This is a genomic window from Vibrio chemaguriensis, assembly GCF_012275705.1.
Classification (GTDB): domain Bacteria; phylum Pseudomonadota; class Gammaproteobacteria; order Enterobacterales; family Vibrionaceae; genus Vibrio; species Vibrio diabolicus.
In genome coordinates, this window is record NZ_SHOE01000012.1 from 1 (window position 1) to 12541 (window position 12541).

Consider the following 12541-nt stretch of genomic DNA (forward strand, 5'->3'; position numbering starts at 1 on the left):
TCTCATCTTTGTGGTGACATGTGATTTATTCTCTTTAACTCTTTACTTGTTATTCATCTTGTGTATTTCCTTTTTTTTTTTTTTTGAGATGTGTATAAGAGACAGATTTAATGGATTCCATAGCAAATGTTGAAGTCACATTAGACAGTCCCTTTACACTATTAACTAAGCGCTTATAAAACTCGTCAAAACACTTCATATCTTTGACTAGCACTTTCATCATGTAGTCATACTCGCCGGCCATACGATAAAACTCCATCACCTCAGGGAAATCACTCACTGTTGTGACAAAGTGGTGATACCAATCTTCGGAGTGATCGATGGTTTTTAGCTGAACAAAAGCGATAAAAGACAGGTCGAGTTTTTCTGCACTCAGTAACGCCACGCGCTTTTCGATGTAGCCTTCTTCTTCCAACCTTTTCAAACGCTTCCAACATGGCGTCGTTGTCAGATTTACCTGCTCTGCTAACTCATTTAATGACAAGGTGCTGTCGGTTTGTAACAACGCAAGCAGCTGTTTATCGACCCGATCCAAACTCATCCTATAAAACCCACGAAGTGTAGAAAACTTTTCTATCAAAATAGTCATTACCGGCAACTATAGCAAAGTTTTTCTCTCGTATTATAGGTAAATTATTCCCATCTAATGCTTATCTATCGATTTCCAAGGAGAGACGCCATGTGTACTGACCACAACTGGATCAACAATGCAGTGCGTAAAATTGAAGCAGACTTTCAACGTTCTGCTGATACTCATTTATTTAAACTTGAACTGCCTTCTCTTGATGGTATCGATATCTACCTAAAAGATGAGAGCACGCATCCAACAGGCTCTCTGAAACACCGATTGGCACGCTCGTTGTTTCTTTATGCGATTTGTAACGGATGGATTGGTCCTGAAACCACAGTGATTGAAGCGTCCTCAGGCAGCACTGCCGTTTCAGAAGCGTATTTTGCTCGCTTGCTTGGCTTACCGTTCATTGCTGTTATGCCGAAAACCACCGCACGTAAAAAGATTGAACAAATTGAGTTTTACGGTGGTAAAGCGCATCTTGTAGAGCGCTCAGATCAGATTTATGACGAGTCTCGACGCTTGGCTCAAGAGTTAAATGGTCACTACATGGATCAGTTTACTTATGCTGAACGTGCGACTGACTGGCGCGGCAACAACAACATTGCGAACTCTATCTTTAGCCAAATGGAACTAGAAGATCACCCAATTCCTAATTGGGTAGTAATGAGCCCAGGAACTGGTGGTACATCCGCAACCATTGGCCGTTTTATTCGTTACCAAAAATACGACACCAAACTTTGTGTCGTAGACCCTGAAAACTCGGTGTTTTACGACGCTTTCCAGTCAGGTAATCACTCATTAAAAGGTGAGACCGGCAGCAAAATTGAAGGCATTGGTCGACCACGTGTCGAGCCAAGCTTTATTGCAGGTGTCATTGATGAAATGCGCAAAATTCCAGACGCTGCCAGTGTGGCAACTGCACATTGGGTTTCTCAGCTGATTGGGCGTAAAGTAGGCGCATCAACGGGGACGAACCTCTACGGTGTGCTTCAACTGGCCTGCGAAATGAAACAACGCGGTGAAACAGGCTCTATCGTGACACTTCTATGTGACTCTGGTGAGCGTTACTTAGATACGTATTACGACTTAGCATGGGTAAAAGAGAACATCGGAGATATTCAACCTTACCTCGCGCAACTTGAAGTCATTCAAGCGAAAGGCTGTGTTGAGCCGACATGTTGCGGTCCAATTACCGTTTAAGATGCAAATTCGAATGTAAAAAACAGCCCGCTTATTTACGGGCTGTTTTTTATTGATTGGGGTTACTTTTTCTGACGCGCTTCAAACGCCGCCAATTGTTCTGGCGTTGCCGCTGGCTGATGATTTTGTTTCCATTCATCGTAAGTCATGCCGTAAACACGTTCGCGAGCGTCATCAATATCTAAATCCACACCGAGATTTTCCGCTTCAGCTTTGTACCATTTGCTAAAGCAGTTGCGACAGAAGCCCGCAAGAATCATGAGGTCGATGTTCTGCACGTCTTTATTCGCGTCTAAATGCGCCAATAAACGACGAAATGTCGCCGCGTCTAACTTATCTTGTTCTTCTTGAGTCAGATTTTTATATTTGAATTCAGCCACTTTCCTTTCCTTCTCTCTTATTTGATTGACGTTAGTCACCATACCGAATAGTAAGTTCTCCAGCCTAGGAAGTCTGCTTTAGCGCAACAATTCCCAGTCTAAATGACTACCTTTGCGCAAAAGCTGATATGATAAACGCCACCTACCTTATTGATTAAATTAATATTAACACAACTCATTACAACGATATTTTACAAAGGTTATCGTCAAGTTATGAAAAACGCCATTCTATTATTGTCTGCCTTGACCATCAGTGTGCCGACTTTTGCTGCTCAAGAACAAACTCATCAATCTTATTTTTATCTGGGTACTGGTAACGTCGGTTTTGATACACCCTATTTTGGCTCAGACAGAGACAATGAGTGGTCCACACCACATATCACTGTTGGGTGGGGCTATCATGTTAATCAATACCTTGCGTTTGAAGGTGTGCTTCGCTATTCCCAAAACGAACTGAAGAACGACAAACTGAAAACAGATTTGGATTTGCACTATTACCAAGCGGGTATGTCAGCTGTATTGACCAGTGATAACCTTGGCGATACGCCACTTTCTTTGTTTGGCCGCGTGACCGCGTTAGGGACTCAGGCAGAAATGTACGTTCCAAACCAACAAAAAGTCACAGATGATTCAGGAGCACTATTCAACATCGGTGCTGGTGTCCATTGGGATATGAGCAAAGATATCTGGTTACGCGCAGAGTACATCTATAATGTCGCAGATATGGGCTTTGAAGATTTTTACGACAGCTACGAAGGTGTGCAAGTTAGCTTAGGGAAACGCTTCTAACATTAGGTAGCACCAAGTTACCAGAATTGAAATACAAACAAGCCGAGGTTTTTACCTCGGCTTGTTTTACAATCTACGGAGTGTCATCAGTTACTGAGCGGAGAACTTTTCTGTTGTCTCTTGATTCACATGGCTACTTGGTTGACCGGCATCGAGAGAGTGTAAAATGCCATCTTGACGATCTTTTAGTGCATTCGTTAACGTCGGAAGTGCAGTGGTCGCTAACAACGCCATAACACCCGCAACTAAAACCATTTCTACCATGTAACTACCACGTACTTTTTTCAAGAGAACACCTCAAATAATAATAGGTATATGCAGCTTTCCCGGCATGAAACCTAACAAGACCCGACATTCAGTCAATACGATGAGCGAGTCCTGTGCCCCTCGAAGAAGTGGCGAAATAATAAACAAAAATAATCGTTAGATCTATAAGTAATCACTCTCAATATAAAAAAACACCGAACAAAAGTTGTTCGGTGTTTTCAATCAAAGCTTTACGTACAGCGGCTAAGGATGAGCAATACGGCCTTTTGTATCGTGGCTGAGTGCTTTGTTCAATTCTGCTTCTACATGACCTGGCGCCTGTGTTTTCGCCGAAATCAATCGGTACATAGCCGGGATGACAAATAAGGTGACCAATGTCGCAAATCCCATCCCGAAAAAGATCACGGTACCCACGGCAATACGGCTCTCATAACCAGCCCCTGTCGAAACAATCAACGGGATGGCACCAGCAAGCGTGGTAAATGCTGTCATCAAGATCGGGCGTAGACGTCGCGCAGCCGCATCAATAACCGCTTTTTCGAATTCAACACCACGGTCACGTAACTGGTTGGCAAATTCGACAATCAAAATGCCGTTTTTAGTCACCATGCCGATCAACATGATCATGCCGATCTGGCTGTAAATGTTCATGCCTTGCCCCATCACAACCAAGCCAAGGAAGCCACCAAATACGCCCATCGGTACCGTAAACATCACCACTAACGGGTTCACGAAGCTTTCAAACTGAGCCGCCAACACGAGATACGCCACAAGCAATGCCAACGCAAACACGACAGCAACACTCGCTTGGTTCTCTTTAAAGTCTTTTGACTCGCCAGAATAACTCACCGAGATGTCACCTGGTAAGTTGTCTATCGCTTGTTGATCAAGGTAATTCAGCGCGTCTCCTAATGTGTAGCCTTCTGACAAGTTGGCTGTAATAGTGATGGATTTCTGTTTGTTGTAGTGAGATAGACGAATAGAAGCTGCCACTTCTTCAATTTTAGTGACCGCGTCTAACGTCACTAACTGCCCACTATTAGTTCGCAGATAAATCTGGCTTAAATCCGCTGCATTATTAAAGCTGTTTTCATCACCACGAAGATACACATCATACTCTTCGCCACGCTCAACATAAGTCGTTTCACTTTTACCACCAAGCATGATTTCTAGCGTATCAGAAATGTCTTTGACACTGACCCCTAGTTCTGCGGCACGCTGTCTGTCGACCGTAACCAATAGCTCTGGCGTTTTCTCTGAGTAATCGATCTCAGCGCCTTCCATTATTGGCGATTCTTCTGCTTTGTTTTTAAACATTTCAGCCCAGACGAGAAGTTCATCGTAATCAGAGCCACCTAATACAAACTGAACAGGCTCACTCGAACCACCTTGGAAACCAGGCATAAATGGGAACACTCGAACATCAGGTATGCCAGCCAGTGCGCCACGCACTTTGTTAAGCGCTTCCTGAGCTGTTACATCTCGCTCGTTCCAGTCTTCTAGAATCATGATAACAAAGCCGGTTTGATCGCCTGCCTGCCCACCAAACGCTGGCGTTTGGATACTAAACGACTTCAGATACCCTTGCCCGAGTAATGGCATCAATCGGTCTTCAACAATGTCCATATTGGCTGACATACGATTGTATGACGTAGCATCAGCCCCGCGTACAAACGCAAACATCACGCCGCGATCTTCTTGAGGGGTCAACTGGGCTGGCACTTGGTTCATCAAGAAGTAACTGCCGCCCAAACACGCCAAAATCACCAGCGGTGCAGCCCAACGCATTTTCAATGCGCCTTTCAATAATGAGCGGTAACCACTCTCAAGTTTGCTAAATAGGCGATCGACCACTTGATTAAATCGATTTGGTTTTACATTCGCCTTCAAAATCTGACTACCCAATACAGGAGTTAATGTTAGGGCGATCAAAGACGAGAAAATCACAGACATCGCCAACAAGACAGAAAACTCAGTAAATAGCAGACCTACCATGCCATCCATAAAGGAAATCGGCAGGAATACCATCACCAGCACTAGCGTTGTCGCGATAACGGCAAAACCTACTTCCCGCGTGCCTTTATAGGCCGCAAGCAAAGGTGATTCACCACGTTCTATATGGTGGAAGATGTTTTCAACAACCACAATCGCGTCATCCACTACCAATCCGATAGACAGGATCAACGCCATCAAGGTGATTAAATTGATAGAAAAGCCAAAGTAATAAGCGGCAATGAATGAGGAAATCAGCGATACAGGAACCGTAACAGCTGGGATCAAGGTTGCACGAGCTTGACCAATGAAGATGTACAACACCAAAATAACCAAACCGCCCGTAATAAATAGCGTGCTATATACCTCTTCTATCGAGCGCTCGATAAACACCGTCGCATCGTAGTCGATAGCAAGCCGCGTTCCTTCCGGCAAGAACTTCTGGATGTTATCAACTTCAGCTCGAACTAATTTTGCTACTTCTAACGGGTTCGCATCAGACTGAGGAACAACCCCCAAACTAACATTGACGACGCCATCGCTTTTAAAGGTCGAGTTTTCGTTCTCTGCACCGATAAAAACATCAGCGACATCTTTCAAATAGATAGGCGTGTTGTCGCTTGCCCTTTTAATCACGAGGTACTGAAAATCTTCCGGCGTGTTATAGCTACGCGCTGTCCGTACCGACATGACTGTCGAATCATTACGAACTTCACCACCCGGACTTTCTAAGTTTTCACTTCGCAGTGCCGATGTAATGTCCGAAGCCGTGACTGAGCGCCCCGCCATCAGCTCTGGCTTAAGCTTCACGTACATCACTTTGTACAAACCACCAGAAAGATCAATGGAGCTCACCCCAGAGATCAAGCTAAAGCGATCCATCAGTACACGTTCGGCATAATCCGTCAATTGAGTGCGGTCCATCTCTGCAGAGCTGAGGTTAATATAGAGGGAGGCCTGACCTGAACCGTTATTCTTGTAGACAATTGGATCGTCCGCTTCATCAGGTAGCGAACGTTGAGCGCGAGCCACCGCGTCGCGAACATCACTAACACCCGTATTGAGATCGTAACCTAGCTCAAAAGTGATCGTGATACGCGAACTGCTGTTTCGCGTCGTCGAACTGATCTCATCTATTCCGCTGATACCTGAAAGCTGATCTTCTAATACAGAAGTAATTTGACTCTCGATGATCGTCGCGGAAGCGCCCTCGTAACGCGTACTAATAGAAACGACCGGACTTTCAATGTCCGGCATTTCTCGCACCGCTAGTTTCGTAAAGGATACAAAGCCAAATACACACAGCAGCATACTCAATACCAACGCTGCGACTGGGCGTTTTACAGAAACGTCAGAAAGTAACATTAGTTTGCTTCCTTAGCCGCTTCGTCTTGCGTGCTTTGAACACCTTGATTACCAGTTGCGTTAGCTGTTTTTGACTTTCCTGGTGCGACAATTTCCTTAACTTCAACACCATCTCGCATATTAACGATGCCCTGTACAACAATTTTGTCGCCAACTTCAACGCCTGATTCAATAACGACTTCGTTATCGACACGAGCACCGAGAATGACTTCTTGTCGAGTCGCTTTATTGTTGTCATCGATGACGTATACGTAACGCTTGGTGCCAGAGTATTCTAGTGCTTGAACCGGGATAATTGGCGCTTCAATCGCAGGGAAGGCCAATGATGCATTCATTAACATGCCCGGCTTTAAGCGGTTTTCAGGGTTCTCAAACTCAATACGCACACGCAGGTTCAGCGTTTCTGAGCTAATCCGCGTATCAATGCCTGTGACTTGACCAGTAAACGTCTGTTCACCCCATGCACTGGTTTTGGCAATGACTTCCATACCAATAGAAAGCATCGATAAATAGCGCTCCGGTACTTGTAAATCCAGCTCCATGACGGAAAGGTCATCCAAGGTCAACAGCTCTGTACCCGCGCTAACCATTTTACCGCGACTAAAGTCAATGAAACCAACAGTGCCAGAGAATGGAGCCGTAATATGAAGATCGGCCAAATTTGCTTGAGCGGCGTCCAGCCTTGCTTGTGCGATTTCAACACTTGCTTTTTGTGCGTCGATCTCAGTTTGGGTGATAGCATTTCGCTTAACCAAACGTTGAAACTCTTTTAGCTTACGTTGTTCATCTTTAAGGTACGCCTTTGCCTCAATCAAAGCGGCTTGAGCCTTATCATCATCCAACTTGATTAACAGCTGACCTTGTTGGACATTTTGATTCGCTTTAACAGCGATTTGATTCACTTTGCCGGCGACTTCCGATGCAACAACCACAGACTCCGCCGCTTCTAATTTACCGATAAGCGATAAGGATTGATTGATCTCGTGCGTTTCTACTTGCTCAGTTACGACGGTAACTGCTGAGCCTCGCATAGCTGCGAAAGCTGATGGAGAACTCATTAATATAGAAAGCGTTAAAACAGATAACGATAACGTGGCTTTCATGCTCATGATATTGACTTCTAAACGAATAAACTTATGTCATTAAACTGCTTACATTTTATCAGTAGATACGTGGTTTAACGTCAAGTAGTGTAAATTCAAGTAAAAAGAGCGTTTCTCTTCTGTTCAAAGGACACACAAAACGCTGACTTTCTACCATCTTTGCCCAAAAAGACAGCATTCAACGTAAAAACGCAAGAAAAACGCTTTACAGCCTGAGCGAGTTTGCTATGATTCGCTCCGCACTTGGGAGATGAGTTGGGAAAACATCTTACTAAGTATAAAAATCCTCTGGAGGGGTTCCCGAGTGGCCAAAGGGAGCAGACTGTAAATCTGCCGGCACTGCCTTCGATGGTTCGAATCCGTCCCCCTCCACCATATTCTTTCTTGTGTTTTTCCTTTAAACATAAGAACAACTTGGAAGCTAGGTTGGGAAACTATCTTTTAAGTATAAAACACCCTGGAGGGGTTCCCGAGTGGCCAAAGGGAGCAGACTGTAAATCTGCCGGCACTGCCTTCGATGGTTCGAATCCGTCCCCCTCCACCATATTCTTTCTTGTGTTTTTCCTTTAAACATAAGAACAACTTGGAAGCTAGGTTGGGAAACTAATTTTCAAGTATAAAACACCCTGGAGGGGTTCCCGAGTGGCCAAAGGGAGCAGACTGTAAATCTGCCGGCACTGCCTTCGATGGTTCGAATCCGTCCCCCTCCACCATATTGAAAAAGCCAGCTCATTGAGCTGGCTTTTTTCGTTTCGGATTCTTGATAAAGTAACAAGACCTTCCTTATTTAACCCAACTTCTTCGCGGTTCTCCCTCTGTTGGATCCTACTTTAACAACTGGGCCAAAGCGAATCTCCTATGGCCAAAGTTCGGATCTGGTCGTTGTAATACAAACAATGTACTAGCACTTTGTCCTTGTTTTATCGCAATGACCATAATGTGAATGCTAAAAACATTCAGTAAAGCACTTGAGGAGTAGCTAGCAAAAAAGATATTCGGCAGAGTTAAGCGCGAGCTATGATGAAGACTCCACCTGGCAGGTTTTATAAAAATATCTTTCGTAGATACAAACGACAGATACAAAAAATCCCGCAGGGGGCGCGGGATTTTTATTAGTGACTAAATTGGTTTAAAGGTGACTAGCCTTGAATACCAACAATTAACCATGGTGCATTAGGCACAGTCAGGTCACGCTCTAGGTGCCAGATATCTTCGATTTCTTCTTCAACACCTTCTACTGTGTCACGGTAACGACCGCTAAACTGCAGGCTAAGCTGTGCTTTATTTGCATCGTAATCGGCACGGACGATCTCTGCATCAACGTACATTACATCAGTATGCTGCTCACCGTCGAGCTTCGCGCGCTCTGCTTTCAGATCTTCAAACAAGCTTGGAGAAACATATTCTTCAATGGTTTCCAGTTGATTGTGATTCCACGCTCCTTGCAGGATTCGGTAGTGTTCACGAGAGCCGTTAATGAACGCTGCTTGGTCAAAGCCCGGTGGGTAGTTATGTGGTACGTCCGTTTGAGCGCCGAAACCACCAAAGCCACCATTATTTGTGTTTGGCTGTTGCTCAAAGTTTTGCATGTTTGGTTGCTCAAACTTAGATGCGTTACCACCAAATGCAGGTTGCTGGCGATGCTGGTTCATACTGCCCTGCTTCGCACCTAGCATACCGCGCATTAATTTAAAGATGACAAAGGCAATCAAACCAATAATTAGGATATCCATAAATTGGATACCTTCAAAAGCACCGCCAAAGAATGCAGCAAGTAGACCACCAGCAAGAAGTCCGCCTAGCAGACCACCCATTAAGCCTTTTTTACTTGAAGACTTTGCCGTCTGATCTTTGCCGACCGTATTGGTGTTTTGTTGCTGTTGTTTTGGTGCTGGCGCTGTTTTGTAGCTCTTACCGAAAGACTTACTGCCACCAAACTTCTTCGCTTCCGCGATAGGCGTTACAGCAACGGTAAACATCAACAGAGCAACAATAGAAAATAAACGTTTCATCGTTATCCTTAAAGTTAGCTATCTAAGATTGTGCTCTATCAGACGAAACAACGATTGTTTCAAACAGTAGCACGCCAAAGATGATTGTTACGTCATCATACTCTGTATGCCTGTTGATGAAAACAGCTTACAGAAGCTGACATGTATCAGAATATTGCCAAAGGTACTGACTGCTCTCGGTTAACTTCGAGATACTTGGTTCGTTTAGAAATGCTTGGAATGAACTCGCTACTACTCGGGGATGTTTTACTTGAATTAGAATCAGTGACACAGCTCAGAATCCTGCACCTTGACGTCACTTGAGTATATTGCCTTGTTGACGGTTAATAGGTAGCTGACTATCATATTGAACGATGTTCAATAAAGCAGTTTGAGAGTATGGCGCGCAGAAACGATCACACCAGAGAAGAGTTAGTGAATTTGACTTTAACAACAGTCAAAAACTTTTTAGATGAGAATTCTTACCACGAACTCAGTCTTCGTAAAATCGCTAACATGATTGGTTACGTGCCAAGCACATTAGTCAACATTTTTGGCAACTATAACCTGTTACTTTTACACGTAGTCGCGCAAACTTTAGACGAACTATCCCAAGAAGCACTGAAGGCGACCAATAGCAGTAAAGACGCTCATCAAGCTCTATTTGAACTGGCTTATTGCTACCACGATTTCGCTCAAAAGCACCCTTACCGTTGGCAGTTAGTTTTCGAGCACAACATGAATGGTGCAGAGCTTCCAGAATGGCATGCCAAACGTATCGACGGGATGACAGGAATGCTGGAGTCACTATTGGCTCAAATCGCACCACATCGTACCGAGTCCGAAGTGATTCAAGCGAGTCGAGTGCTTTGGTCTGGCGTACACGGTATTACTTTACTCAGTGTTGACGATAAATTTTTCTCTAGTGAACCCATTGATGGTAAAGAATTAATCAGTAACCTGCTTTCTAACTACCTCACAAACTGGTAACAAAGGATTATCCATGTCGTCCGACAGACAGCCGTCCTTACTTACACAAAGAAAGTTCCTACCCTATTTCATTACTCAGTTTTTTGGCGCTTTCAACGACAATATTTTTAAAAACGTTTTGCTGCTGTTTGTCGCCTTCGCGGGATCCAGCGCACTACCTATTTCGAGCAACTTGTTCATCAATTTAGCGGCTGGCTTGTTCATTCTACCGTTCTTTCTATTCTCCGCTTCAGCTGGCGTATTAGCCGATAAATATGAAAAATCATGGTTTATTCGCAAGGTAAAGCTGTTTGAAATCGCCATCATGCTTTTGGGCGCCATTGGTTTTATAACCGAAAGTTATGGTGTGCTTTTGCTGCTACTGTTCTTAATGGGCACACAGTCAGCATTCTTTGGACCGGTTAAATATGCCCTTTTGCCCCAAAAATTAAACGCGAAAGAGTTAGTGCCAGGCAACGCCCTTGTTGAAGCTGGTACCTTTATCGCCATCCTTATTGGTACCCTAGGTGCTGGAATTATCGCCTCAGCAGACAACGCAAAATACCTTGCCGCATTTTGTGTCGTACTCTTTGCATTGTTAGGATATTTGTCGAGCCGCTCAATACCCTTTGCAGCCGCCAGCGCACCTAATCTTTCTTTTCGTTGGCAACCGTACAAACAAACTAAACACACGCTATCCATCGCAAAATCAGATCGTGTTGTTTTTCAATGTATTATGGCGATAAGCTGGTTCTGGTTTTTAGGCGCCGCCTATCTAACCCAGTTCCCGAATTTCACCAAGACTTACTTAAATGGCACCGAGAGTGCGGTGTCTTTCTTGCTTGCTCTGTTTTCCATTGGTATCGCGCTAGGGTCGCTACTTTGCAATTGGATCTCGAATCATCGTATCGAAGTCGGTATTGTGCCTATTGGCGCACTTGGCATTACGGTATTTGGGTACTTGATGGCAACCTCCATTCCAAGTGACCTACCTATCTTCCATAACTTTGTAGACTTCGTTAGATATGAGCCTTTTTGGCCATTATTTTTCTATCTATTGATGATTGGCGCCTCTGGCGGGCTTTTTATCGTACCGCTTTACGCATTAATGCAACATAGAGCAAAGGAAACCGAGCGCGCGCAAGTCATCGCAGGGCTCAATATCTTTAACTCTCTGTTTATGGTCGGCAGTGCTGTCTTAGGTATTGTGTGCCTAAGTGTAATCAAGATGACAATTCCTCAATTGTTTGCATTGTTAGCCATTTTGAATTTCTTGGTCGCCGCTTACATTTTTTTGCAAATACCGATATTCGTTGTCCGTTTTGTGGTTTGGATGCTAACTCATACTATTTATCGAGTGAAACATAAAAACCTACATAACTTGCCAGAACAAGGCGGTGCGTTGATCGTATGTAATCACGTGAGCTATATGGACGCCTTGCTACTTAGCGCAGTATGCCCAAGGTTGATTCGTTTTGTGATGGAGGAAGATTACGCCAACCTACCGCCACTAAGACGCTTTTTACGCAGAACTGGGGTAATTCCGATTTCAGCGAGTAACAGAAACTCCATCAGGCGTGCATTTAATGATGTAGAAACCGCATTAAGCGAAGGACATATCGTCTGTATTTTCCCAGAAGGGAAATTAACCTCAGACGGTGAAATGAATGAATTCATGCGTGGCATTGATATTATTCTGCGTCGCAGCCCAGTACCTGTCATACCCGTGGCACTCAAAGGCTTATGGGGAAGCTATTTCAGCCGCGCGAAAGGCCGCGCATGTTGTGGCTTACCGGCTCGATTTTGGTCAAAGCTAGAAATTGAAGCCGGACAGCCGGTTCCACCAAATGAAGCAACGGCAAAAACGATGTTCGATAGAGTGCATCAACTTAGAGGCGACTGGCGATAAAA

The 12541-nt window shown here is 44.4% G+C and carries 10 protein-coding genes and 3 tRNA genes; 7 read left to right on the top strand and 6 right to left on the bottom strand.

The genetic code is table 11. The annotated features are described in order from the left end of the window. Positions 1-49 precede the first annotated feature (49 nt). Positions 50-541 carry an Lrp/AsnC family transcriptional regulator gene (locus tag EX191_RS12650; RefSeq protein WP_193447852.1) on the bottom strand — a complete coding sequence of 164 codons (492 nt, stop codon included), beginning with the start codon at positions 539-541 and terminating at the stop codon, positions 50-52. A 138-nt stretch (positions 542-679) separates the two neighbouring features. Between EX191_RS12650 and EX191_RS12655 the strand changes: the two genes are divergently transcribed. Beyond that, complete coding sequence (locus tag EX191_RS12655) at positions 680-1774, top strand: PLP-dependent cysteine synthase family protein (protein WP_193447853.1); 1095 nt, start codon at positions 680-682, stop codon at positions 1772-1774. Positions 1775-1836: 62 nt separating this feature from the next. On the opposite strand, the gene EX191_RS12660 is transcribed toward EX191_RS12655, so the two are convergent. After that, positions 1837-2154 (bottom strand): DUF1244 domain-containing protein, encoded by a 318-nt coding sequence (locus EX191_RS12660; protein ID WP_005390574.1) that lies wholly within the window; start codon positions 2152-2154, stop codon positions 1837-1839. 213 nt (positions 2155-2367) lie between these two features. Between EX191_RS12660 and EX191_RS12665 the strand changes: the two genes are divergently transcribed. Continuing rightward, entirely contained in the window at positions 2368-2943 is a 576-nt protein-coding gene (locus tag EX191_RS12665) for a porin family protein (protein ID WP_012842010.1), read from the top strand. A 90-nt stretch (positions 2944-3033) separates the two neighbouring features. Here the strand turns inward: EX191_RS12665 and EX191_RS12670 are convergent, their stop codons facing one another. The 3 genes from EX191_RS12670 to EX191_RS12680 form a co-directional block, all read right to left on the bottom strand. Next, the gene (locus EX191_RS12670) at positions 3034-3231 is read right to left on the bottom strand and encodes a type II secretion system protein (RefSeq protein ID WP_005390570.1); all 198 of its coding nucleotides are present in this window, start codon (positions 3229-3231) and stop codon (positions 3034-3036) included. Positions 3232-3453: 222 nt separating this feature from the next. Continuing rightward, on the bottom strand, positions 3454-6567 hold the full coding sequence (gene vmeF / locus EX191_RS12675; protein ID WP_193447854.1) for a multidrug efflux RND transporter permease subunit VmeF: 3114 nt from the start codon (positions 6565-6567) through the stop codon (positions 3454-3456). Beyond that, positions 6567-7676 carry an efflux RND transporter periplasmic adaptor subunit gene (locus EX191_RS12680; RefSeq protein WP_134646979.1) on the bottom strand — a complete coding sequence of 370 codons (1110 nt, stop codon included), beginning with the start codon at positions 7674-7676 and terminating at the stop codon, positions 6567-6569. Before EX191_RS12680 ends, vmeF begins: the two co-directional genes overlap by 1 nt. A 284-nt stretch (positions 7677-7960) precedes the next feature. Here EX191_RS12680 and EX191_RS12685 point away from each other — a divergent pair. The 3 genes from EX191_RS12685 (at position 7961) to EX191_RS12695 (ending at position 8383) form a co-directional block, all read left to right on the top strand. Further along, a tRNA-Tyr gene (locus EX191_RS12685) sits at positions 7961-8045 on the top strand. An 84-nt stretch (positions 8046-8129) separates the two neighbouring features. Next, positions 8130-8214 (top strand) — tRNA-Tyr (locus EX191_RS12690). An 84-nt stretch (positions 8215-8298) separates the two neighbouring features. After that, positions 8299-8383 (top strand) — tRNA-Tyr (locus EX191_RS12695). Between the two features lie 426 nt (positions 8384-8809). Here the strand turns inward: EX191_RS12695 and EX191_RS12700 are convergent. Further along, positions 8810-9682, bottom strand: a complete 873-nt coding sequence (locus tag EX191_RS12700; protein ID WP_046874203.1) for a Tim44 domain-containing protein — start codon at positions 9680-9682, stop codon at positions 8810-8812. Between the two features lie 378 nt (positions 9683-10060). Here EX191_RS12700 and EX191_RS12705 point away from each other — a divergent pair, with 378 nt between their 5' ends. Together EX191_RS12705 and EX191_RS12710 are read left to right on the top strand one after the other, a co-directional pair. Further along, positions 10061-10651, top strand: a complete 591-nt coding sequence (locus tag EX191_RS12705) for a TetR/AcrR family transcriptional regulator (protein ID WP_006743255.1) — start codon at positions 10061-10063, stop codon at positions 10649-10651. A 13-nt stretch (positions 10652-10664) separates the two neighbouring features. Next, positions 10665-12539 carry an MFS transporter gene (locus EX191_RS12710; RefSeq protein WP_193447855.1) on the top strand — a complete coding sequence of 625 codons (1875 nt, stop codon included), beginning with the start codon at positions 10665-10667 and terminating at the stop codon, positions 12537-12539. The last annotated feature ends 2 nt before the right edge of the window (positions 12540-12541 follow it).